Origin of the sequence: Pseudomonas sp. (assembly GCF_035497915.1) — a bacterium.
Classification (GTDB): Bacteria; Pseudomonadota; Gammaproteobacteria; order Pseudomonadales; family Pseudomonadaceae; genus Serpens.
In genome coordinates, this window is the sequence record NZ_DATJCS010000048.1 from 93,794 (window position 1) to 115,590 (window position 21,797).

Genomic DNA, 21,797 nt, shown 5'->3' on the forward strand with positions numbered 1-21,797 from the left:
TTTCCTTCAATACAGGCCCGTTAGAAGTTCACACCGAAGCTCAGGGCCACGAAGTCGCGGTCGTCCTGGGTCGAATACTTGCCATCGAAGAAGTCGGTGTACGACAGATTCATGGTGTAGGTGTTCTGGTAGTCGGCATTCAGACCCACGCTGACAGCCTTGCGGTCTTCCTCGAAGTTGCCGCCCGGGCCGGGTGAGTAACCCTCGACGTCATGCGACCAGGCCAGGTTGGGCTGCAGGTTCACACCCAGCAAGGCGTTCGGGTAATCCCACACGGCGCGCAGGCGGTAGCCCCAGGAGTTGGCGGTGGTGAAGCCGTCGTCCTCGCAGTAGCGACTCAGGTTGCGCTTGTCGGCGGTATTGGCCAGCGTGCTGGCGTTCAGCGATTCGCAACGGCCATTGGGCAGCGGTCCCGGCCCGAAGATCGGGTCACGACCGTAACGCTTCACACTGGTATCTTCCAGGCCGCCGACATGGGTCCAGCCGACTTCGCCCACCACGGTCACGCGCGAGGCGCCCATGACCTGATCGAAGAAGTGGGTGAAGGTGGTCTGTACCTGGGTGATTTCCTTGAGCTCATAGCCATGGCGCGTGGAGCCGGGCGTGGCGGTCAGAATCGATACGGTCGGGTCCAACGGGGTCAGGGCGCTGTACAAGACGTCGGTGGTGTTCAACTGAACCGGCGCATCCGGTCGGTAGCTGATTTCGCCCTGCCAGGCGGTGCCGGTGGGCAGCGTGGTGGAGAAGCTCAGGCCGTACAGACGGATGTCTTCGGGGTATTCGATGAAGTAGTTGCCGGCGCCGGCGGCGGTGGCGGAGGCGACGCCAGTGCCTGCCGTCAGGGCTGCCTGCCCTTGCGGGCTGGCCAGCACCCCAGCCGTGACCTGCTGCTGAACGCTCGCCAATACAGCCGGATCCGTAAAACAGGCAGTGCCGAGAGCCGCGCACTGCGTCTGTACCAGTTGCGTCACGGCCGGGCCGATCAAACCGGAAACGGCCGCCTGGCCAGCCGCGGCTGCAGCTGCATAAGCCTGTGCAGGTCCCGCCTGCCCACTGAAGATCGGCAGACGGCTGTGGTAGTTCATGAAGTAGGCGCCGAATTCCGTATCCAGCGGCTCGAACATGTAGCGGAAGGCAATCCCCCACTGGCCATCATCCTTAGCGGTGCGGTCTGCTCCGCGGGCAACCTTGACGCCCTCGGAGTCCACCTCGTAGCCGAAGCCCTGTGCCGCCGCATACGGCGCAAGAGCGCCCAGAGCCGGACTCAGCACACGCAGGTTCTCATCACATCCCGGCGCCACCACATCCGGCTGCGAGAAGAAGGTGCCGCAGTTTTCCACCACGGTCGGGTCCCACTCGATCTGATAGAAGGCCTCGACGGACAGGTTGTCGGTCAGACTCTGGCCGACATAGAACATGTTGACCGGAATGAAGGCTTCCTTCAGCTCGGCGCCGGGACGGCGCAGGGCGGAGACGTCGGCCGGGTTGATGGAGTTGATGCCACCCTGGATGAAGGTGCTCTCACCCCAGCTCACCATCTGCTTGCCGAGGCGCACGCTGCCCGGCAGGTCGGCGATGGCGTAGTTGTAGTAGACGAAGGCGTCCAGCAGCTCGGCGCCAGAGGATTGCGCCAGGCGCTCGCGACCCTTGTCGGAAATTTCCTTGAAGGGGCGGTCTTCGTCCTTGAGTTCGAAGTCGTACCAGTATTTGCCGCGCAGGAAGGCACCCATGTCGCCGTAGCGCAGTTCCAGGTCATGCACACCCTTGAAGATCTTCGAGAACGTCTCCCCACGCTTGAAGTTCAGGTGTGAATCATCGGAAGTCTGCGACAGACCACGGCCGCCATTGTTGGCGCCGATCAGGTCCTGGTTCGGCTTGGCCGTGGCCCAGCTGGCGCCCACCGACAGAGAAGAGTCGAACTGCGCTTCGATCTCGCCGATATTGAAGTTCAGAGCGAATGCCGGTGCCGACAGAGTCGAGGCCAGGCTGATAGCCAGCGGCAGTCGGGCCCGACGCCAGAACGGTTTGGTTGTTGTCATCGACGCTACTCCATTTTTGTTGTTATGCCTGCGGGCGACTATAACCAGCCGGCCGGCTGGTCTGATCCCCCGAAAGAGTGATTTGCGCTCCTTGGTGCGTCTGGCTCGCCACTTTGCGACGTGCAGCAAAACCTTTCGCTGATCCCTCCGGAGCAATAACCAAGCCAACACTTGTTTGACCGACCGGTCACGTACATTCCCCTCGCCAGCCGGCCCCTACAGGGTGGACAAAAACGTGCTGCCGGCCGCCTGCCAGGTGACGACATCCTGGCGGATCCGCTTCTTGTCCAGCTTCCCCACACTGGTCTTGGGAATTTCGGTAACAGTGGCAATCTGACTCGGTATCGCCCACTTGTTGATGTGGCCCTGCTCGACGAAAGGCTTGAGATGCTCTTTCAGCGACCGGGCATCCAGGGCGCTATCGGGGCGCAATACCAGCAGCGCGAAGGGGCGCTCTCCCCACTGCGGGTCTGGCACGCCCACCACCGCCACTTCGCGCACCGCCGGATGCCGGCTGATCAGGTCCTCCAGGTCGAGCGAGGAGACCCATTCGCCACCGGTCTTGATCACATCCTTCAGGCGGTCGCGGATGTCGATGAAGCCCATCTCGTCCAGGGTGGCGACATCGCCGGTGTGCATCCAGCCTCCCTCCCACAGCGCCTCGCTCTTCTCCGGCTCGCCGAAGTAGCCCTGGGTCAGCCAGGGCGCGCGCAGCACCAGTTCGCCCTGGGTCTCGCCATCCGCCGGGGCGAAGCTGCCGTCCTCGTTCATGATCGCCGCCTCCACCAGCGGCACCGGCACGCCCGCCTTGATGCGGTAACGGCTGCGCTCGTCCTCGTTGCCGGCGCGTAGCTCCTCGTTGAGGTAGGCGCCACTGATCAATGGACAGGTTTCCGACATGCCATAGGCGGCGGTCAGCTGGATGCCGGTCGCCTTGGCCGCCTCGTAGAGGCTGCGGTTCAGGGCGCTACCGCCGATGATGAGCTTCCAGCCGCCGAAATCCACGCCCTGGGCGGCCTTGGCGCCGAGCAGCATCTGCAGGATGGTCGGCACGCAGTGGGAGAAGCTGACCTTTTCGCGCCGCCACAGCTCCACCAGGAATTCCGGATCGTAGCGCCCGGGATAGACCTGCTTGACCCCGAGCATCGTCGCCACATAGGGCACGCCCCAGGCATGCACGTGGAACATGGGCGTGATGGGCATGTAGACGTCATCGCTGCCCATCAGCCGCACACTGTCCATGGAGCCCAGCGTGGACGCCATGGACAGGGTGTGCAGCACCAGCTGGCGATGGGTGAAGAACACCCCCTTGGGATTGCCGGTGGTACCGGTGGTGTAGAAGGTGGTGGCCACCGAGTTCTCGTCGAAGTCGGGGAAGTCGTACTGGGTACTGGCAGCCGCCATCAGGCTCTCGTACTCGCCCAGCAGACCCGGAAGCTGGACGTCGGTGACGGGGTGGTCACTGAGCAGCAGGGTCTTCTCCACCGTGGTCAGCTGCGGCGCGATGGCCTGGTAGAGCGGCAGGAACTCGGCGTTGACCAGCACCAGCCGATCCTCGGCATGGTTCATGGTGTAGAGGATCTGTTCTGGGGAGAGACGGATGTTGATGGTGTGCAGCACCGCGCCGATCATCGGCACGGCGAACATGCATTCCAGGTAGCGGTGGCTGTCCCAGTCCATCACCGCCACGGTATCGCCAGGGCGCACCCCCGCCGTCGTTAGCACATTGGCCAGCCGGGCGACGCGCTCGTTGAAGGTGGCGTAGCTGTAGCGCACCTGGTCGCGGTAGACGATCTCGCGGGTACGCTCGTAGCGGCTGCCGGACAGCAGCAGGCGCTTGATCAGCAACGGGCACGCATGGGCATTGGCCGCCGGCGGAAGAATACGGGTCTGCATGGTTGGTCACCTGGTTTTTTGTTGTGGCCTGACTCTAGAAGGCGAACGCGGAACCCTCATCAGCCCAAAGACTGATTTTCAGTGTGACCCTTATGGCGATTCCGGTCACGCTGTAGAATCCGACGCATCGGCTGGTTCCGATAGTCCGAGAAAGCCCGTCCGGGCACGCGTGCGGGGTTACCCGCGGAAACGCCTGCCCGACCCCAGACAGCAGAGGTGTTTTCGATGTCCGAGATCGTCATCGTCAGTGGTGTGCGTACCCCCATGGGCGGCTTCCAGGGCAGCCTGGCGGCGCTAGGCGCCGTCGAGCTGGGCGCCGCGGCCATTCGCGAGGCCGTGCGCCGCGCCGGCGTGCAACCCGAGGATGTGCAGGAAGTGATCATGGGCTGCGTGCTGCCTGCCGGCCTCAAGCAGGGTCCGGCGCGCCAGGCGGCGCTGAATGCCGGCCTGCCGGCCGCCACCGGCTGCACCACCATCAACAAGCTGTGCGGCTCGGGCATGAAGGCGGTGATGCTCGCCCACGACCTGCTCAAGGCCGGCACCAACCAGGTGATGGTGGCCGGCGGCATGGAGAGCATGTCCAACGCGCCCTACATCCTGGAAAAGGCCCGCAGCGGCCTGCGCATGGGCCACGCGGAACTCAAGGACCACATGTTCCTCGATGGCCTCGAGGATGCGCGCACCGGTCGGCTGATGGGCTCCTTCGCCCAGGAGACCGCCGATCGCCACGGCATCACCCGCGAGGAGATGGACGCCTACGCCATCGAATCCCTCCGCCGCGCCCAGGCCGCCATCCAGAGCGGCGCGCTGGACGCCGAGATCATTCCGGTCACCGTCACCACCCGCAAGGGCGAGGTGCTGGTCAAGGACGACGAGCAGCCGCTGACCGCCAACCCGGAGAAGATTCCGGGTCTCAAGCCGGCATTCCGCAAGGACGGCACCATCACCGCCGCCAACGCCAGCTCGATCTCCGACGGCGCCAGCGCGCTGGTGCTGATGACCGCCGAGGAAGCCGCCAAGCGCGGACTCAAGCCGCTGGCGAAAATCGTCGGCCACGCCACGCAGAGCCAGGACCCCAGCGAGTTCACCCTGGCGCCGGTCGGCGCGCTGTCCAGCCTGTTCCGCAAGACCGGCTGGAGCGTCGAGGATGTCGACCTGTTCGAGATCAACGAGGCGTTCGCCATGGTCACCATGCTGGCCATGCGCGAGCATGGCCTGGACCACGCCAGGGTGAACATCTACGGCGGCGCCTGCGCCCAGGGTCACCCGGTCGGCTCCACCGGCTCGCGGATCATCGTCACCCTGATCAACGCGCTGCGCCAGACCGGCGGCAAGCGCGGCGTGGCGTCGCTGTGCATCGGTGGCGGCGAGGCCACGGCGGTGGCTGTGGAGCTGCTGTAAACGCCACGCAGGTTTGCTCGCCACCAGACCAAACCCTGTAGGAGCGGCTTCAGCCGCGAGCTTTTGGATCTGCACTAGAAGCATCGCGGCTGAAGCCGCTCCTACCAAGCCGCGTAGACCAGCCTCCACCGCCCCCCTACGGCCGGCTCGACCCTTCGGCGGGGATAAATCCATCCTCTTCGCCGTTCGACTCGTCCAACCCTGTCTGCATGCGCCGCGCGTCCGCCACGAAACAGCGCGAGGCCTGGAACAGGAAGGCGGTGGTGAGCAGCAGCGCCACCGGGATTACATACAGCGCGTCGTGCAACCCGGCGGCCTTGAACGCCTCCTGCAGGTCGGCGGTGCCCGCCGCCAGCCGGGCCGTTTCGGCGAAGTGATCGGACAACAGCCCCACCACCACCGGCCCCAGACCGCCGCCCAGCAGATACAGCCCGGCGAAGAACAGCGCCATGGCGGTGGCGCGCAGCCGTGGCTCGACCACGTCCTGAATGGCCGGATAGGCCGTGGTGTAGAAGCAGTAGGAACACAGCCAGCCAACACTGAACAGCCCGACGAACCATGCCGCCCCGATGCGCCCGGCCAGCAGCGGCACGCCGGTGAACAACGTGGCCAGCAACAGGCTCAGCGCGCCGAACAGCAGCCGTCCGCGCGGCCATTGCTGGTGGGTGCGGTCGGCCAGCCAGCCGCCGGCGGTGAGGCCGATCAGGCCGGATACCCCGACGATCAACCCGGTGGACAGCGCCGCCTGGTTCAGCGTCAGGGCGAAGTAGCGCATCAGCAGCGGCACCATGAACAGGTTGCAGGCATAGACGGCGAAGTTGAACGCCAGCCCCGCCAGGATCAGCCAGCCGAAGGTGGGGATGGCCAGCAACCGGCGCAGCGGCCGCTCCACCGGCTGCGCCGCCATCACCCGCCCCTCCGCCGCGCCGCGCGCCGGCTCGCGGATGAAGAACAGGAACAGCGCCAGCAGCAGGCCCGGCACGGCGGCCAGGAAGAACGGCGCCCGCCAGCTGCCGAAGGCTTCCACCATGGCACCGACGGTGAAGAACGCCAGGGTCAGCCCCAGCGGCAGACCGAGCATGAACAGACCCATGGCCCGTGCCCGGCGATCGGCGGGAAACAGGTCGCCGATCAGCGAGTTGGCCGCCGGCGCGTAGCTGGCCTCGCCAATGCCCACGCCCATGCGCATCAGCAGGAAGCTCCAGAAGTTCCAGGCCAGGCCATTGAGGGCAGTCAGGCCGCTCCACAGCGTCAGCCCCCAGCCCATGATGCGTGCCCGCGAGGCGGAGTCGGCGAGCCGTCCGAGGGGAATGCCGGCCAGCGCATAGATCAGCGTGAAGGCGGTACCGAACAGGCCGATCTGCAGGTCGCTGAGGTTCCACTCGCGGCGCACCGGCTCGGTGACGATGGCCGGGATGGTGCGGTCGAAGAAGTTGAACAGATTGGCGAGGAACAGCAGGAACAGCACACGCCAGGCGTTGGGGGCTTGGACGGCGGTGGGCGGCATGGTCGGCGGGCTCCTGGAGTGGCTTCGAAGAGTCACTCTAGAAGGCAGCACGCCGTATTGCTCAATGTCGCCCCCGTCGCGGCAATGTCGGCCGGGATAAACCCGGCCCTACAAAGGCCGCCGGATTGCTCAGCGCTGAAGACACCCTGTAGGGCCGGCCTTACGCCGGCCAGCGGAGTATCGCCCCACCATCGAATGCCTGCCGCACCAATGTCGGCCGGGATCAACCCGGCCCTACAAGGGCTTTGCCCGCCAGTCGGCCAGCCAGTCCAGCCCGGCCTCGGTGCCGGCCGCGTCCGGACGGTATTCGGCGGCCAGCCAGCCGTCGTAGCCGTTCTCGCGCAGGGCCTGCAGCGCGGCGGCGAAATCCAGCGCCCCGCTGCCCGGCGCGCCGCGCCCCGGGCAGTCGGCGAACTGCACATGGCCGATGCGGCCGGCCAGTTCGCGAATGGCCGCCGGCAGATCCAGCCCCTGGCGCGCCATATGGTAGAGGTCGAGCTGGGCGAACAGATTCGGATGCGCAACAGCATCCAGCAGGCCGAGCAGATCCTCGGGGGTGTTGACCAGAAAGCCCGGCATATCCAGCGGGTTGATGGCTTCGCAGTACACGCGGATGCCCAGCAGCTGGAACGCCTCGGCGGTGGTGCGCAGGTTAGCGGCCAGGGTGGCCAGGGCGTCTTCGCGGGCCACCCCGGCCGGCAGGCGACCGGCCAGCACATTGACCGCCTGCGGGCGGGTCATGGCCGCATAGCTCAGCGCCTCCTGCAGCGCCTGATCGAAGTCGGCCTGGCGTGCCGGCACGCAGGCCAGGCCGTCGCCGCCCTGCATCAGGTCGCCGGCCGGCAAATTGATCAACACCAGCGGCAGGGCCAGGCGCTCCAGCTCCTCCTTCAGGCGCACGGCTGGCAGCTCGTAGGGAAACTGGATCTCCACACCCTCGAAACCGGCGGCGCAGGCGGCGCGCGGCCGCTCGCTCAGCGGACGCTCGGTGAACAGCAGCGACAGGTTGGCGGCGAGTCTCACGACCGGGCCTCCCGGTATTGCAGCACCAGCGTGGCTGGGTCGTGTTCGGCGTGACCCTGGCTGGCATGCAGGCGCATCAGTTGGGCGGCCAGGCCGCTCATCGGCGTGGCGCTGCCCTGCTCACGGGACAGGCGCACGGCGGTGTCCAGGTCCTTGAGCAGCGTGCGCACGTGCCACTTGACCGGTTCGAAGCAGCTTTCGGCCATCTGCGGGGCAAGAATCTGCAGCGGTTTGGAATCGGCGAAGCCGCCGGCCAGCGCCGGGGCGATCAGCGCGGCATCCACCCCGGCCTGTTCCGCCAGCGCCACCACTTCGGCGATCACCAGCGCATTGCAGGCGACGATCATCTGGTTGCACACCTTGGTCACCTGGCCGGCGCCGACCTCACCCATGCGCGTCAACCGCTGGCCCAGGTGCGCCAGCACCGGGCGAATGCGCTCGATATCGGCCTCCTGGCCGCCGGCCATGATCGCCAGGGTGCCCGCCCCTGCCCCGGGCGTGCCGCCGGAGACTGGCGCATCCACCCAGCGCATGCCGGTGCGCGCCTCCAGCTCGGCGGCCATGTCGCGGGTGGCGGCCGGTTCCGCGCTGGAAAAATCCACCAGCAACTGGCCGGGCCGCGCACGCTCGACGATGCCACCGGCGCCGAACACCACGTCGCGCACGGCGGCGGTGTCGGCCAGGCAGAGCATGACGATATCGGTACCGCTCAGCTCGGCCGGGCAGGCTGCGATGCGCGCACCGTTCGCCACCAGCGGCGCACACTTTTCCGCGGAGCGGTTCCAGACGGTGAGCGGAAAACCGGCCGCCAGCAGGCGGCGACACATCGGCAGGCCCATCAGGCCGATACCGGCGAAGGCGAGGGAAGGCAGGGCAGACATTCCGGACTCCTGTAATGGATTGCGCCAAGGGTATCCCATTATCCGCTCGGCTCGACCCAGGTCGCCAAGACGGCATTGACTCTGCCGGGGTTACCCATAAGATTCCGCCCCGACCAGACATGGCACCGGGCCATATCTGACCTACATCCGCGCAGGCTGCCCGCAGCCCTCTTCATCTCCCCACTCGGCAAGGAAAGACATGAAACTTCAACACACGCTGGCCGCCGCCCTGGTTTTCGGCCTGAGCACCTTCGCCCACGCCGCCCCGGCGGATGACATGCTCGCCTCCGCCCGCGACAACCTGTACGTCGGCGTCAACGGTTCGCTGTTCAACGACCCCACCGTGCTGGGCCTGGGCGGGCACGTCGGCGCAATCCTGCATCCGAACCTGGCTGCCGAGGCCCGCCTGGGTCTGGGCCTGGGCGAGGACCGCAACGTGGAAATCGATAACTACTTCGCCCTGCTGGCCAAGGGCATCCTGCCGGTCGACCGCAACCTGGCGGTCTACGGCGTGGCCGGCCTGGCGCGCGTCGCCTATTCGGTGGATGGCTGGTGGGGCAATGCCAGCGCCACCGAGTCCGGCATCGCGCTGGGCATCGGCGCGCAGTATCACCCCACCCCGGAAGCCACCCTGAGCGCGGAATTCCTCATGCTGCCGGAAGTTGAAGCCTTGAGCATCGGCATCAGCCACAAGCTGTAAAAGCCGCGACTGGTCGGTCACGACCATTGGCGCATGGTGGAGCCCGCGCGATTCATGCTTTAACAACGGGCCCAACAACAAGAATGAACCGCCATGCGCCCTACCCTTCGCCCGCTCGCCCCGCTCTTTCTGCTGCATGGCGTCACCCTGCTGGGCGCCTGGCTGCTTTTGCGCTGGCTCGAGCTACCCGCTGGGCTTGACCTGGCGGCACTGCTCCTCCTCGGCCTGTGGCCCTGGCTGGTCCTGCGCGGCGCGCGCGCGGCCGCGCCGGCTGACACTCCGCAGGAAGCCCAGGCATTCCGCAGCCTCAGCCAGGAACTCTCCAAGCACACAGTGCAGAACGCGCTGGCCGCCGCCCAGGTGGCCTTCAACGTGGAACAGCTGGCCCAGCGCCTGCACTCGCAGCGCGACGCGCTGGGTGAGATCGCTGTAGGCGCCGAGGCGATGGTCAGCACTGGGCAGCAGAGCGCCGCACAGGCGCAACGGGCGCTGGAAGCCGCCGAGGCGATGCGCCAGGGCAGCGTCAGCGGCCAGGCGGAGCTGGAGCAGACCATTGCCCGCATGCGCCGGTTGAGCGCGCAAAGCCAGGCCAGTCGCGAGCTGGTGGGCGAGCTGGCGACCCGTTCCGAGGAGATCCGCCGCATCGCCGACGTGATCGAGAGCATCGCCAGCCAGACCAACCTGCTGGCCCTCAACGCAGCCATCGAGGCGGCACGCGCCGGCGACGCCGGGCGCGGCTTCGCGGTGGTGGCCGACGAGGTGCGCAACCTGGCCTCGCACACCGCCAAGGCCACCGAGGAGGTGCGCGAGCGCATCGCCGAAATTCACCAGCAGAGCGAAGCGGTAGTCAGCCATATCCAGCGCCAGGCCGGCGAGCTGGACGAAACCGGCGCGCTGATCGAGGTCACCGGCCGCCAACTGGGCGACATCGCCGAGCTGGCCGGTGGCGTGGCCACCCAGGTCAGCCAGATCGCCGCCGGCACCGAGGACAGCCAGCAGCGCCTGACTGTGCAGTTCACCGCGCTCGACCGGCTGCGCGCCGATGTGCAGGACAGCGAAGGCCAGACGCGGCAACTGGAGCAGGCCGCCGGGCAACTGGTGACGCAGGCCGAAACGGTCAGCGAACAGCTGGCCAACGTGCAGCTGGATGCCTATCACCAGCGCTTCTATGACCTGGCCCGTGAGGGCGCCGCCGTACTGGCGGCGCGCTTCGAGGCGGATCTGGCCAGCGGGCGTCTCAGCACGGAAGACCTGTTCGACCGTGACTATCAGGCCGTGCCCGGCACCGACCCGGCCCGCTACCACACCCGCTTCGACCGTTATGCCGATCAGGTGCTGCCGGCCATCCAGGAGCCGCTGCTGGCGCGCGACCCGGCGCTGGTGTATGCCATCGCCACCACCCCGGATGGCTATGTGCCCACCCACAACCAGGCCTTCAACCAGCCGCCGACCGGCGATCCCGAGGTGGACCAGCTGCGCAGCCGCAGCAAGCGCATCTTCAACGACCGCACCGGCATCCGCTGCGGCAGCCATGAGCGCAACCTGCTGCTGCAGACCTACAGCCGCGACACCGGCGAGCTGATGCACGACCTGTCAGTACCGGTCCGCGTGCGGGGCCGCCACTGGGGCGGCGTGCGCCTGGGCTATCGTCCGCAGCAGGCCGAGGATCAGCCGCCCAGATAGGCCTCGCGCACGCGCGGGTCACGCAGCAGCTCGTCGCCGCTGCCCTGCATGACGATCAGGCCGTTCTCCAGCACGTAGCCGCGGTCGGCCAGCTTGAGCGCCTGGTTGGCGTTCTGCTCGACCAGAAACACGGTCACTCCGTCGCGGCGCAGCTGCTCGATGATCTCGAAGATCTGCTGGATGACGATCGGCGCCAGCCCCAGCGAGGGCTCGTCGAGCAACAGCAGCTTCGGCTGGCTCATCAGCGCGCGGGCAATCGCCAACATCTGCTGCTCGCCGCCGGACATGGTGCCGCCGCGCTGCACGAAGCGTTCCTTCAGGCGTGGGAACAGCGCCAGGACCCGCTCCAGCTCCTGCTGGTACTGCACCTTGCTGGTGAAGAAGGCGCCCATGGCCAGGTTCTCCTCCACCGTCAGGCGCGCGAAGATGCGCCGGCCCTCGGGCACCACGGCGATGCTCTTGCGCATGATGTCGCAGGTGTCCAGGCCGACCAGTTCCTCGCCTTCGTAACGGATGCTGCCACTGGCCGCGCGCGGCGAGCCGCACAGGGTCATCAGCAGGGTCGACTTGCCGGCGCCGTTGGCGCCGATCAGGGTGACGATCTCGCCGCGCTCGACGCTCAGGCTGACACCGTGCAGGGCCTGGATCTTGCCGTAGAAGGTGGAAACGTTGTCGAACTGCAGCATCAGGTTTCCCCCAGGTAGGCCTTGATCACATCCGGATTGGCGCGAATCTCCGCCGGCGTGCCCTCGGCCAGCGGCGCGCCCTGGTTGATCACCAGGATGCGTTCGGAAATGCTCATCACCAGCTTCATGTCGTGCTCGATCAGCAGCACGGTCACCCCGTGCTCGTCGCGCAACTGGCCGATCAGCGTCTTGAGGTCTTCGGTCTCCCGGGGGTTGAGGCCGGCGGCCGGCTCGTCGAGCATCAGCAGGCGCGGCCGGGTCATCATGCAGCGGGCGATCTCCAGCCGCCGCTGCTGCCCGTAGGCCAGCGTGCCCGCCGGGCGGTTGGCCACCTCGGTGAGGCTCATGCGCTCCAGCCACTCGGCGGCGCGGCCCATGGCGGCCCGCTCGCTCTGCCGGTAGCCAGGGGTCTTGAACAGCCCGGCAAAGAAGTTGGTGTTGAGGTGCTGATGCTGAGCGACCAGCAGGTTCTCCACCGCAGTCATCTCCTTGAACAGGCGCACGTTCTGGAAGGTACGCACCACCCCCTTGCAGGCAATGCGATGGCCCGGCAGGCCCTGGATCGGCTCGCCATCCAGGAGAATTTCCCCCGAGGTGGGGCGGTAGAAGCCGTTCAGGCAGTTGAATACGGTGGTCTTGCCGGCGCCGTTGGGGCCGATCATCGACACGATCTGCCCTTCCCGCACGCTGAGGTTCACGCCATTCACGGCCAGCAGGCCACCGAAGCGCATGCACAGGCCGCGGACTTCCAGCAGCGGGCGGCTCATGGCTTCAACTCCAGGTGCGGACGCTGCATGGGCAACAGGCCCTGCGGACGCCAGATCATCATGACGATCATGGTCAGGCCGAAGATCAGCATGCGGTACTCGTTGAACTCGCGCATTTCCTGCAGCAGCACCATGACCACGGCGGCGAGGATGATGCCCAGCTGCGAGCCCATGCCGCCGAGCACCACGATGGCGAGGATCATCGCCGACTCGATGAAGGTGAAGGATTCCGGCGTCACCAGCCCCTGGCGCGCGGCGAAGAAGCTGCCGGCGAAGCCGGCGAAGGTGGCGCCCAGGGTGAAGGCCGAGAGTTTGACGATGGTCGGGTTCAGGCCCAGCGAGCGGCAGGCGATCTCATCCTCGCGCAGCGCTTCCCAGGCCCGGCCGATGGGCATGCGCATCAGCCGGTTGATGACGAACAGCGCCAGCAGTACCAGTAGCAGGGCGATCAGGTAGAGGAAGATCACCTTGTAGGTGGAGTCGTAGGGGATGCCGAAGAAGCCGTGGAACGTCTCCAGCCCCTCCGGCGCCCGCCGGTCGAAGCTCAGCCCAAACAGCGTCGGCTTGGGGATCTGGCTGATGCCGTTCGGCCCGCCGGTGATGCTGGTGAGGTTGCGCAGCAGGATGCGGATGATCTCGCCGAAACCCAGGGTGACGATGGCCAGGTAGTCGCCGCGCAGGCGCAGCACCGGGAAACCCAGCAGGCAGCCGAAGGTGGCGGCCATCAGTCCGGCGATCGGCAGCGCCAGCCAGAAGCCGAAGCCGGCGTACTCGGCGAGCAGCGCGTAGGTGTAGGCACCCACCGCGTAGAAACCGACGTAGCCGAGGTCGAGCAGGCCAGCCAGGCCGACCACGATGTTCAGGCCGATGCCGAGCATCACGTAGATGAGGATCAGCGTGGCGATGTCCACCGCCGCCCGCGAGCCGAAGAACGGCCAGACCAGCGCCAGCATCACCAGGGCCAGAATGATCCAGCGCTGGGTGGATGGCAGGGTCAGCCAGTGCTTCACCTGGCCAGGCATGGCGGGCGTTATGGCCGCCAGGCGGCTGGCGCCGGGCAGGCGGTCACGCAGCAACTGCCAGGTAAACATGGCCACGGCAGCCAGGGCGATGGTCCACAGGGTCTGGGCATCGGCGCCCTCCACCTGCAGGCCGATACCGATCACGCTCAGCTTCAGGCCGAGGATCGGGTAGGACACCAGCAGCAGCAACAGGGTGCTGAACAGGGCGGTCTTGAGGTTGCGCGTCATACCTTTTCCACCTCCGGACGGCCGAGAATCCCGGTGGGACGGAACAGCAGCACCAGCACCAGCAGGCTGAAGGCCACCACGTCCTTGTACTGGTCACCGAACAGGTCGGCGCCGAAGGCCTCGGCGACGCCGAGCAGCAGGCCGCCGAGTACCGCGCCGGGAATGCTGCCGATGCCACCCAGCACCGCGGCGGTGAACGCCTTGATGCCGGCCAGGAAGCCCAGGTGCGGATTGATCACCCCGTACTGCATGCCGAGCAGCACACCGGCCACGGCGGCAAGCGCGGCGCCGATGACGAAGGTCAGGGCGATGATCTGGTTGGTGTTGATGCCCAGCAGGTTGGCCATCTTCAGGTCTTCGGCACAGGCGCGGCAGGCACGCCCCAGGCGCGAGCGGGATATGAACAGGCTCAGGCCCAGCATGGCCAGGAAGGTGACCACGAAGATCAGCACCTGCATGTAGGAAATGGTCACCCCGCTCATGGCGCTTTCACCCAGCACGAAGTTGCCGGGCAGCAGACTGGGGATGGCCTTGTCCTTGGAGTCCTGGGCCAGCATCACCATGTTCTGCAGAAAGATCGACATGCCGATCGCCGAGATCAGCGGGATCAGCCGATTGCCGCCGCGCAGCGGCCGGTAGGCGACCCGTTCGATGCTGTAGCCGTAGGCGCTGGTGACGATCATGCTGGCGGCGAAGGCGACAAACATGATCGGCAGCAGGCTGTCGACGCCGGCCATGGCCAACAGGGTAATGGCGATGAAGGCGATGTACGAGCCGATCATGTACACCTCGCCATGGGCGAAGTTGATCATGCCGATGATGCCGTACACCATGGTGTAGCCGATGGCGATCAGCGCATAGGTGCTGCCGATGGTCAGGCCGTTCACCAGTTGCTGAAGGTAGTGATAGAGCTCTGGCATTGCGGATTACCTCGTGCCGACCGGCCGCCATGGGGCGGCCGACGGGTCCGTAAGGCACATGCGAAAGGAGCCCGCCGCGCAGGCGGTGGGCTCCCGGTCATGACGGACTTACTTGGTGGCTTCGCTCTTGGTGCCGTCCTGGTGCCATTCGTAGACGACGAAGTTGAAATCCTTCAGGTCGCCCTTCTCGTCGAAGGCCAGGGTGCCGGTTGGGGTTTCGAAGGTGTTGGCGCGCAGGGCGGCGGCCACCTTCTCGGTGTCGGTGCTGCCGGCCTTCTCGATACCCTGGGCGATCACCTGCACGGCGGCATAGGCCGGGAAAACGAACGGACCGCTGGGGTCTTCCTTCTTGGCCTTGAAGGCCTCGACCAGCGCCTTGTTCTTCGGGTCTTGGTCGAAGGAGCGCGGCAGGGTCACCAGCAGGCCTTCGGAGGCCGGGCCGGCGATGGCGGAGATTTCCTTGTTGCCCACGCCCTCGGGGCCCATGAAGCGCGCGGCCAGGCCACGTTCCTTGCTCTGGCGCAGCAGCAGGCCGAGTTCCGGGTGGTAGCCGCCGTAATAGACGAAATCAGCATTGGCGCGCTTGAGCTTGGCGATCAGCGCGGAGAAGTCCTTGTCGCCGGCGTTGATGCCTTCGAAGGCCACCACATTGATGCCCTTGGCCTTGAGGGTGTCGCGCACGGCGGTGGCGATGCCTTCACCGTACTGCTGCTTGTCGTGCACCACGGCCACAGCCTTGGGCTTGACGGTGTCGGCGATGAAGTTGCCGGCGGTCGGGCCCTGCAGGTTGTCTAGGCCGATGGTGCGGAAGATCATCTGGTAGCCGCGCGCGGTGATGTCCGGGCTGGTGGAGGCGGCGGTGATCATCAGGATGCCTTCGTCCTCGTAGATGTCCGAGGCGGGCTGGGTGGAACTGGAACACAGGTGGCCGACCACGAAGGAGATGCCGTCGTTGACGATCTTGTTGGCCACGGCCACGGCCTGCTTGGGATCGCAGGCGTCGTCGTAGACCACGCCTTCAAGCTGGGCGCCACTCACGCCGCCGGCCTTGTTGATCTGCTCGATGGCCATGCGCGCGCCAACGAACTGCATTTCCCCATACTGCGCAACGGCACCCGTCACCGGTCCGGCCAGGGCGATCCTGATGTTGTCGGCGGCCAGGGCCTGACTGGCGCAGCCGGCCAGGGCCATTGCGGTAACGAACGTACGCAGATGCTGTGTCGACTTGGTCATAGCTGTTCCACTCTTGTTGATTGTTGTCATCCGGATGACTGAAACCACAGGCAGTGCCCGCTGAGTGTAGAGGGCGGTTTCCCGGCTTGGGAAGCCGCCACGCCCCACCGGTTTTGCCATACCGGCGGGACGGGTATCATGCCCGCCCGCTCAATCCGGTGAATTTCATGTCCGCGCATACTCAAAGCACTCTTTATGCCAAGCTGCTAGGCGAAACCGCCACGATCCGCTGGCAGGAACTGCAACCCTTCTTCGCCAAGGGCAGCCTGCTGTGGATCGATGCCAGCCTGGATCTGGTGGAAGTGGCCGAAGCCGTGGCAGAGGATGACCAGCCGAAAGTCGCCGCCTGGCTGACCTCGGGGCAGGTGGAACGCATCAGCGCCGAGCACGCCGAAGACTGGCAGCGCCGCGACCCCCACCTGTGGGCCGTGGTGGTGGCGCCCTGGGTGCTGGTGCAGGAGCGGGCCGGCAGCGCGGCGATGCACTGAAACGGGGCTTCAGCATCCGCAGGACCTGTAGGAGCGGCTTCAGCCGCGATGCTCTTGCATACCCCGCAGCCTTCGCGGCTAAAGCCGCTCCTCCAAAAAGGCAAATGACGCCTAGGCTGAGGAAACCCTTCCCCGCTTCCGAGGCGCTTATGTTCGAACCGGGCCATCTGCACCGTGCCAGCCTGCCGGGCGATTCGCCCGCCTGGCACCTCGACCTGCACTACGACGTGCAGCAGGACGCCCGGGAAGGGCCGATGCTCTGCCTGCATCTCTCGGGCGAGCTGGAGGGCAAGCCCTTCGCCGAGGAGCTGCGCCTGCACCGCGACACGGCCCCGAACTTCGCCAGCCAGGTGGCCCGCATCGCCGAACGCCACGGCCTGCCGGTGGCCGAGCACAGCCCCATTCTGTCGGACCACGCGGAGTTTGATCGGATGTTCGAGGACATCCGCGAACGCCTGGCTCTGCAGCCCGGCGAGCCGGTGGATCTGGAACATGTGGCGCAGGACAAGCCGCCGACGGTGTGAGCGGCGCGTGGTGCACTGTGGGAGCGAATTCATTCGCGAGCTTCTGGTATCAGCCAAGGAAAAGCTCGCGGACAAGTCCGCTCCCACAGGCGCAAGCGCGCTCGCACTTATTGACTCACCCAGCGCTGGCGCGTCCAGCCGCTCAGCGCATCCACGCCCAGCACCAGCAGCAGCATGGCGAGGATCACCGTGGCGGCCTGGGCTTCCTGGAACAGGCTCAGGCTGATGTAGAGCATTTGCCCCAGCCCGCCGGCGCCGACGAAACCGAGCACGCTGGCCATGCGGATGTTGTTCTCCCAGCGGTACAGCGTATAGGCCACCAGTTGCGGCCAGACGCCCGGCAGCGTGCCGTAGCAGAATGCGGCGACCCGCCCGCCCCCGGCCAGGCGCACCGCGTCGGCCGGTTCGGACGGCGTGTTCTCCAGTGCCTCGGCAAACAGCCGACCCAGTACCCCGGCGGTGTGCAGCGCCAGCGCCAGGGTGCCGGCGTTCGGCCCGAGCCCGGCGGCCAGCACCATCAGCGCCGCCCAGACCAGCTCCGGAATGGCCCGCAAGGCATTGAGCAGCAAGCGCGAAGCCTGCAGCGCCAGCACCCCATAACGTCCGGAGGCCGGCAGCGCCAGCGCCAGCCCGAGCAGCGCGGCCAGCAGGGTGCCCAGCGCCGACATGGCCAGGGTTTCCAGCGCGCCGCGGCCGATGGCGCTCAGGTGCGGCGCGGAGAAATCCGGCGACAGGAAACCGCTGGCGTAGTCGGCCATCTGGCTCAGCCCATCGGCGCTGACCAGGTTGGCGAAGTCCAGATCGAGGAACTGGAAGGACCAGAGCACCGCCAGCAGCAAGGCGGCCAGCAGCAGACCATTGCCGATACGGGTCATGTGTAGCGCTCCCGCAGCAGCCGGCTGAGGCGGTCGGCCAGCAGCACCAGCCCCAGGAAGGTGAGCAGCATACTGGCCACCTCGCCGCCGGCGAACATGCGCAGCGACAGGTCGATCTGCTGGCCCAGCCCACCCGCGCCGACGAAGCCCATCACCACCGAGGCGCGAATCGCGCACTCCCAGCGGTAGACGGTGTAGGAGAGCATTTCCGAGGCGGCATTGGGCAGCACGCCATAGGCGAAGGCGGCCAGCCGTCCGCTCCCCGCCCCCAACAACGCGCGGGTGGGACGCGGGTCCACCGACTCGAAAATTTCCGCGTAGACCTTGCCGAGCATGCCGCTGTAGGTGATGGCGATGGCCAGCACCCCGGCGGTCGGCCCGAGGCCGACGGCGCGCACGAACAGCAGCGCCCAGACGATCTCCGGCACGCTGCGCAGCACGATCAGCAGCGCCCGCACCGGCCAGCGCAGCGCGATGGCCCACCAGGCCGGCCGGCCGCCGCGCGGCAGCGCCGACAGCGACAGCGCCCGGCTGGCCAGCAGCGCGCAGGGCATGCCGATCAGCAACGCCAGGCACATGCCGGCCGTGGCGATGGCCAGGGTTTCCAGGGTGGCCTGCCAGAGCAGCTGCAGAAAGGATGTGTCATGGGCCGGCGGCCAGAAACCGGACAGGAAGCTGCCCATCACGCTGGCGTTGTCCGCGCGGAACAGCGCCGTCAGGTCCAGTTCACTTAGCGACAGACCAGGCCAGAGCAAGGCCAGCGCCAGCAGGGTCAGCAGCAGCCGTGGCAGGGCCGCCGGGTCTCGGGGCACGGTATTCATCAGCAGCGCGGAATGATGGAGGGCGGCGGCGCAAGGGATTCGGGCGCGGCCTGCAGTTGCGCATTGGCGTACAGGGCCTGCAGCTCGGCGGCCGTCACCTCGGCCGCGGGGCGGTCGAAGAGAATCCGTCCGTCGCGCACGCCGACGATGCGTGGGAAATGCTCGAGCGCCAGTTCCACCGCATGCACGCTGGCCAGCAGGCTGATGCCCCGCTGCGCCGCCTCGCGATTGAGCAGCGCCAGGGTGTGCCCGGCGAGGACCGGATCCATGGCCGACACCGGCTCGTCGGCCAGAATCAGCCCAGGGGATTGATAGAGCACCCGGGCGATACCCACCCGCTGCAGCTGCCCGCCCGACAGTTGATCGCAGCGCGCGAACAGCTTGTCGGCCAGGTCCAGGCGGGCCAGCGCATCCCGTACCCCGGCGCTGTCCAGGGGATGGATCAGGTTCAGCAGAGCACGCCCCGTCGACCAGCGCCCGATGCGACCGGCGCCCACCGCCGTGACCACGCGCTGGCGCGGGGGCAACGGCGGAGTCTGGTGCACCAGGCCGATCCGCGCGCGCAGGCGCTGGCGGGCCCGGGACGACAGCGCCCAGGGCTGCTCGCCGAGCAGCTCCAGGCAGCCATGGCTGGGGCGCAAGCGGGTGGCCAGCAGATGGAGCAGCGTGGTTTTGCCGGCGCCGGAAGGTCCGATCACCGCCACCCGTTCGCCGGCCGCCACGCTCAGCTCGATATCAGAAAGCGTCTGCACCCCGTTGGCATGGACAAAGCCGACGCCGGTCAGTCGAACGCTCACTCCTTGAGCAGCCCTGCCGAACGGGCCGCCTGCTCGATGCTGCGGTAGTTCTCCGGCTGGGTCTCGACGAAGCGGCTGGCGGCTTGCAGGTCGAGGATCGCCTTGTGCTCCGGGTTGGCCGAATCGAGGGCCAGGAAGGCCGCCTGGATGCGCTGCGCCAGCTCGGCATCCAGCCCGCCGCGCACCGTCCAGTTATAGTCGTAGTAGGTGGGCGTGGTGGCGAACACGCGCACCTTGTCGGTATCCACCTTGCCGCCGGCCACCAGCTTGTCCCACACCGAGGCATTCAGCACGCCGGCGTCGGCACGCCCGGCCTGCACCCAGGCGGCGGTGGCGTCATGGGCGCCGGAATAGGCCACACGGCTGAAGTGCTCTTCCGGCACCACGCCGTCCTGCAGCATGAAGTAGCGCGGCATCAGGCTGCCGGAGGTGGAGGAAATCGAGCCGAAGGCGAAGGTCTTGCCCTTGAGGTCAGCCAGCGACTTCACCTGCGGGTCGGCGGTGACGAACTTGCTGGTGAACACCTGGTCCTGCACGCGCTGCACCAGCGGACGCGCCTCGGGATCCTTCAGGTGCAGCTGCACGAAGGTAAAACCGCCCAGCCAGGCCAGGTCGATACGGTCGCTGGCCATGGATTCCACCACGGCGGCGTAATCGGAGACCGGCACGAATTTCACCGGCATGCCCAATTGTTGTTCCAGGTAGGCGCCCAGCGGCTTGAACTTGCGCAGCAGTTCGGTGGGCGCTTCGTCGGGGATGGCCGATACGCGCAGCACCTCGGCGGCGTGGGTAAATGCGGCGGACAGGGACAGGACGACACTGGCGACCAGCGTCAGGGAACGGTTGAGCATGGGATTCTCCGGTTCAATAGCGGAAAAGGGTCGGGCGGCGCGGATTATAGGAGGCGCGCGCAGGCGGCGTAAGGGCTCAATGCGGCTACGCTCATTTTCATGCCCCGCCGACGGAGATCGCCGCGATGCCCTCTCTTGCACTGCTGCGCCATACCCCTCTGCTGCTGTTCGCCCTGCTGCTGAGCGGCTGCGGCATCAACAACATTCCCAGTTACGACGAGCAGGTAAAGTCTGCCTGGGCGCAGGTGGAGAACCAGTACCAGCGTCGCGCCGATCTGATTCCCAATCTGGTGGAGACCGTGAAGGGTTTCGCTCGGCAGGAACAGGAAACTCTCACGGCGGTCATCGAGGCCCGCGCCAGGGCCACGTCCATCCAGGTGGATGCCTCCACGCTGGACAATCCCGAGCAGTTGCGCCAGTTCGATCAGGCCCAGCAGCAGCTCAGCGGCGCCCTGAGCCGCCTGATGGTGGTGGTGGAGCGCTATCCAGACCTCAAGTCCAACCAGAACTTCCTGGCCCTGCAGTCGCAACTGGAAGGCACCGAAAACCGCATCGCGGTCGCGCGCCGCGACTTTATCGCCGCCGTGCAGCGCTACAACACCGAGATCCGCACCTTCCCGGGGCGCATCTGGCACACGCTGCTGTACAGCGACATGCCGCTGCGCGAAACCTTCGAGGCCACCGCGCCGGACGCCGAGCAGGCGCCAGCCGTGCGCTTCTGATGCTGCGCGCGCTGTCCGGGCTGTGCCTGCTCTTCTGGGCCGTGCTGGCATTTGCCCAGCCATCGGTACCCGCGCTCACCGGTCGGGTGGTCGACCGCGCCGAGCTGCTCGACGCGACCCAGGAAGCGGAGCTGAGCCGCCTGCTGGCCGACCACGAGCAGGCCACCGGCGACCAGCTGGTGGTGGTCACGTTGCCCGACCTGGGCGGACGCAGCATCGAGGAAACCGGTCTCACGCTGGGCCGCGAATGGGGTATCGGCCAGAAGGGTAGCGACAACGGTGCGCTGCTGATCGTGGCCCAGGCCGAACGCCGCATCCGCATCGAGGTCGGCTATGGACTGGAGGATCGCCTGACCGATGCGCAGAGTGCGCTGATCATCCACAACCTGATCGCCCCGGCGTTCCGCCAAGGCGATTTCGCCGGCGGGATTCGCGCCGGAGTGGAGGGGATGATCCAGGTGATCGGCGGCGAGCCGATGGAGGGCTATCTGCCGGCGCTGGGCCAGCCAGCCCAGGAGCAGCCACCACTGCTGGTGTTGCTCATCGTGTTCCTGGTGATGCTGGCGGTCATCGGCATCGGCGGTCGGGGCCGGCAGACGCGCTCGGTCATGGCCGCTGCCGCGCTGGGTTCCCTGCTCGGCCGAGGCGGCGGCGGAGGCTTTGGCGGCGGAGGATTCGGGGGCGGGGGTGGTGGCTTCGGTGGCGGCGGCGCCTCGGGTGGCTGGTAGACGGG

General features: G+C 67.0%; 21 protein-coding genes. 7 read left to right on the forward strand and 14 right to left on the reverse strand.

The genetic code is table 11. The features are described 5' to 3' along the window. Positions 1-20: 20 nt before the first annotated feature. Together VL129_RS14555 and VL129_RS14560 are read right to left on the reverse strand one after the other, a co-directional pair. Entirely contained in the window at positions 21-2,039 is a 2,019-nt protein-coding gene (locus VL129_RS14555) for a DUF1302 domain-containing protein (RefSeq protein WP_325413916.1), read from the reverse strand. 216 nt (positions 2,040-2,255) lie between these two features. Further along, entirely contained in the window at positions 2,256-3,935 is a 1,680-nt protein-coding gene (locus VL129_RS14560) for a fatty acid--CoA ligase (protein WP_325413918.1), read from the reverse strand. Positions 3,936-4,160: 225 nt separating this feature from the next. On the opposite strand from VL129_RS14560, the gene VL129_RS14565 reads away from it, so the two are divergent. Further along, positions 4,161-5,336 (forward strand): thiolase family protein, encoded by a 1,176-nt coding sequence (locus VL129_RS14565; RefSeq protein ID WP_325413920.1) that lies wholly within the window; start codon positions 4,161-4,163, stop codon positions 5,334-5,336. A gap of 136 nt (positions 5,337-5,472) precedes the next feature. On the opposite strand, the gene VL129_RS14570 is transcribed toward VL129_RS14565, so the two are convergent. The 3 genes from VL129_RS14570 to VL129_RS14580 form a co-directional block, all read right to left on the reverse strand. Then, positions 5,473-6,843, reverse strand: a complete 1,371-nt coding sequence (locus VL129_RS14570; protein WP_325413922.1) for a spinster family MFS transporter — start codon at positions 6,841-6,843, stop codon at positions 5,473-5,475. A gap of 234 nt (positions 6,844-7,077) precedes the next feature. Then, a complete protein-coding gene (locus VL129_RS14575; RefSeq protein WP_325413925.1) occupies positions 7,078-7,866 on the reverse strand; it encodes a hydroxypyruvate isomerase family protein in 789 nt (262 codons plus the stop codon). Further along, positions 7,863-8,747, reverse strand: a complete 885-nt coding sequence (locus tag VL129_RS14580) for an NAD(P)-dependent oxidoreductase (protein WP_325413927.1) — start codon at positions 8,745-8,747, stop codon at positions 7,863-7,865. Before VL129_RS14580 ends, VL129_RS14575 begins: the two co-directional genes overlap by 4 nt. A gap of 199 nt (positions 8,748-8,946) precedes the next feature. On the opposite strand from VL129_RS14580, the gene VL129_RS14585 reads away from it, so the two are divergent. Beyond that, complete coding sequence (locus VL129_RS14585) at positions 8,947-9,447, forward strand: outer membrane beta-barrel protein (RefSeq protein WP_325413928.1); 501 nt, start codon at positions 8,947-8,949, stop codon at positions 9,445-9,447. 507 nt (positions 9,448-9,954) lie between these two features. After that, a complete protein-coding gene (locus tag VL129_RS14590) occupies positions 9,955-11,130 on the forward strand; it encodes a methyl-accepting chemotaxis protein (protein ID WP_414705212.1) in 1,176 nt (391 codons plus the stop codon). On the opposite strand, the gene VL129_RS14595 is transcribed toward VL129_RS14590, so the two are convergent. The 5 genes from VL129_RS14595 to VL129_RS14615 all read right to left on the reverse strand — a co-directional run bounded on the left by VL129_RS14595 (position 11,115) and on the right by VL129_RS14615 (position 15,986). After that, positions 11,115-11,816 (reverse strand): ABC transporter ATP-binding protein, encoded by a 702-nt coding sequence (locus VL129_RS14595; protein WP_325413932.1) that lies wholly within the window; start codon positions 11,814-11,816, stop codon positions 11,115-11,117. The genes VL129_RS14590 and VL129_RS14595 overlap by 16 nt on opposite strands. After that, positions 11,816-12,583, reverse strand: a complete 768-nt coding sequence (gene livG / locus VL129_RS14600; RefSeq protein WP_325413934.1) for a high-affinity branched-chain amino acid ABC transporter ATP-binding protein LivG — start codon at positions 12,581-12,583, stop codon at positions 11,816-11,818. Before livG ends, VL129_RS14595 begins: the two co-directional genes overlap by 1 nt. Continuing rightward, entirely contained in the window at positions 12,580-13,833 is a 1,254-nt protein-coding gene (locus VL129_RS14605; RefSeq protein ID WP_325413937.1) for a high-affinity branched-chain amino acid ABC transporter permease LivM, read from the reverse strand. The genes livG and VL129_RS14605 overlap by 4 nt, the downstream gene beginning before the upstream one ends. Beyond that, positions 13,830-14,753: a high-affinity branched-chain amino acid ABC transporter permease LivH gene (gene livH, locus VL129_RS14610; protein ID WP_325413939.1), complete on the reverse strand. Its 924-nt coding sequence runs from the start codon at positions 14,751-14,753 to the stop codon at positions 13,830-13,832. The genes VL129_RS14605 and livH overlap by 4 nt, the downstream gene beginning before the upstream one ends. A 108-nt stretch (positions 14,754-14,861) precedes the next feature. Further along, positions 14,862-15,986 carry a branched-chain amino acid ABC transporter substrate-binding protein gene (locus tag VL129_RS14615; RefSeq protein ID WP_325413941.1) on the reverse strand — a complete coding sequence of 375 codons (1,125 nt, stop codon included), beginning with the start codon at positions 15,984-15,986 and terminating at the stop codon, positions 14,862-14,864. Between the two features lie 167 nt (positions 15,987-16,153). On the opposite strand from VL129_RS14615, the gene VL129_RS14620 reads away from it, so the two are divergent. Further along, positions 16,154-16,474 carry a DUF2288 domain-containing protein gene (locus VL129_RS14620; protein ID WP_325413943.1) on the forward strand — a complete coding sequence of 107 codons (321 nt, stop codon included), beginning with the start codon at positions 16,154-16,156 and terminating at the stop codon, positions 16,472-16,474. 149 nt (positions 16,475-16,623) lie between these two features. Next, a complete protein-coding gene (locus VL129_RS14625; protein ID WP_325413945.1) occupies positions 16,624-16,998 on the forward strand; it encodes a DUF5064 family protein in 375 nt (124 codons plus the stop codon). A gap of 107 nt (positions 16,999-17,105) precedes the next feature. Here VL129_RS14625 and phnE read toward each other — a convergent pair whose 3' ends face one another. The 4 genes from phnE to VL129_RS14645 are packed head-to-tail and all read right to left on the reverse strand — an operon-like array spanning position 17,106 to position 20,342. Beyond that, on the reverse strand, positions 17,106-17,873 hold the full coding sequence (gene phnE / locus VL129_RS14630; RefSeq protein WP_325413947.1) for a phosphonate ABC transporter, permease protein PhnE: 768 nt from the start codon (positions 17,871-17,873) through the stop codon (positions 17,106-17,108). Continuing rightward, complete coding sequence (locus VL129_RS14635; protein WP_414705210.1) at positions 17,870-18,694, reverse strand: PhnE/PtxC family ABC transporter permease; 825 nt, start codon at positions 18,692-18,694, stop codon at positions 17,870-17,872. Before VL129_RS14635 ends, phnE begins: the two co-directional genes overlap by 4 nt. After that, positions 18,694-19,491, reverse strand: coding sequence for a phosphonate ABC transporter ATP-binding protein (locus VL129_RS14640; protein ID WP_325413949.1), 798 nt, complete (start codon positions 19,489-19,491; stop codon positions 18,694-18,696). Before VL129_RS14640 ends, VL129_RS14635 begins: the two co-directional genes overlap by 1 nt. Beyond that, positions 19,488-20,342, reverse strand: a complete 855-nt coding sequence (locus VL129_RS14645; RefSeq protein ID WP_325413951.1) for a putative selenate ABC transporter substrate-binding protein — start codon at positions 20,340-20,342, stop codon at positions 19,488-19,490. The genes VL129_RS14640 and VL129_RS14645 overlap by 4 nt, the downstream gene beginning before the upstream one ends. A 125-nt stretch (positions 20,343-20,467) precedes the next feature. Here VL129_RS14645 and VL129_RS14650 point away from each other — a divergent pair, with 125 nt between their 5' ends. Together VL129_RS14650 and VL129_RS14655 are read left to right on the forward strand one after the other, a co-directional pair. Next, the gene (locus VL129_RS14650; RefSeq protein WP_325413953.1) at positions 20,468-21,064 is read left to right on the forward strand and encodes a LemA family protein; all 597 of its coding nucleotides are present in this window, start codon (positions 20,468-20,470) and stop codon (positions 21,062-21,064) included. Then, positions 21,064-21,792: a TPM domain-containing protein gene (locus tag VL129_RS14655; protein WP_325413955.1), complete on the forward strand. Its 729-nt coding sequence runs from the start codon at positions 21,064-21,066 to the stop codon at positions 21,790-21,792. Before VL129_RS14650 ends, VL129_RS14655 begins: the two co-directional genes overlap by 1 nt. Positions 21,793-21,797: the final 5 nt, after the last annotated feature.

Coding starts and splice junctions, on each gene's coding strand:
- VL129_RS14555 (WP_325413916.1), bottom strand. CDS start 2,039: ATGACAACAACCAAACCGTTCTGGCGTCGGGCCCGACTGCCGCTGGCT.
- VL129_RS14645 (WP_325413951.1), bottom strand. CDS start 20,342: ATGCTCAACCGTTCCCTGACGCTGGTCGCCAGTGTCGTCCTGTCCCTG.
- livH (WP_325413939.1), bottom strand. CDS start 14,753: ATGCCAGAGCTCTATCACTACCTTCAGCAACTGGTGAACGGCCTGACC.
- VL129_RS14615 (WP_325413941.1), bottom strand. CDS start 15,986: ATGACCAAGTCGACACAGCATCTGCGTACGTTCGTTACCGCAATGGCC.
- VL129_RS14580 (WP_325413927.1), bottom strand. CDS start 8,747: ATGTCTGCCCTGCCTTCCCTCGCCTTCGCCGGTATCGGCCTGATGGGC.
- phnE (WP_325413947.1), bottom strand. CDS start 17,873: ATGACCCGTATCGGCAATGGTCTGCTGCTGGCCGCCTTGCTGCTGGCG.
- VL129_RS14590 (WP_414705212.1), top strand. CDS start 9,955: ATGCGCCAGGGCAGCGTCAGCGGCCAGGCGGAGCTGGAGCAGACCATT.
- VL129_RS14620 (WP_325413943.1), top strand. CDS start 16,154: ATGTCCGCGCATACTCAAAGCACTCTTTATGCCAAGCTGCTAGGCGAA.
- VL129_RS14655 (WP_325413955.1), top strand. CDS start 21,064: ATGCTGCGCGCGCTGTCCGGGCTGTGCCTGCTCTTCTGGGCCGTGCTG.
- VL129_RS14635 (WP_414705210.1), bottom strand. CDS start 18,694: ATGAATACCGTGCCCCGAGACCCGGCGGCCCTGCCACGGCTGCTGCTG.
- VL129_RS14585 (WP_325413928.1), top strand. CDS start 8,947: ATGAAACTTCAACACACGCTGGCCGCCGCCCTGGTTTTCGGCCTGAGC.
- VL129_RS14625 (WP_325413945.1), top strand. CDS start 16,624: ATGTTCGAACCGGGCCATCTGCACCGTGCCAGCCTGCCGGGCGATTCG.
- VL129_RS14570 (WP_325413922.1), bottom strand. CDS start 6,843: ATGCCGCCCACCGCCGTCCAAGCCCCCAACGCCTGGCGTGTGCTGTTC.
- VL129_RS14650 (WP_325413953.1), top strand. CDS start 20,468: ATGCCCTCTCTTGCACTGCTGCGCCATACCCCTCTGCTGCTGTTCGCC.
- VL129_RS14560 (WP_325413918.1), bottom strand. CDS start 3,935: ATGCAGACCCGTATTCTTCCGCCGGCGGCCAATGCCCATGCGTGCCCG.
- VL129_RS14565 (WP_325413920.1), top strand. CDS start 4,161: ATGTCCGAGATCGTCATCGTCAGTGGTGTGCGTACCCCCATGGGCGGC.
- VL129_RS14595 (WP_325413932.1), bottom strand. CDS start 11,816: ATGCTGCAGTTCGACAACGTTTCCACCTTCTACGGCAAGATCCAGGCC.
- livG (WP_325413934.1), bottom strand. CDS start 12,583: ATGAGCCGCCCGCTGCTGGAAGTCCGCGGCCTGTGCATGCGCTTCGGT.
- VL129_RS14605 (WP_325413937.1), bottom strand. CDS start 13,833: ATGACGCGCAACCTCAAGACCGCCCTGTTCAGCACCCTGTTGCTGCTG.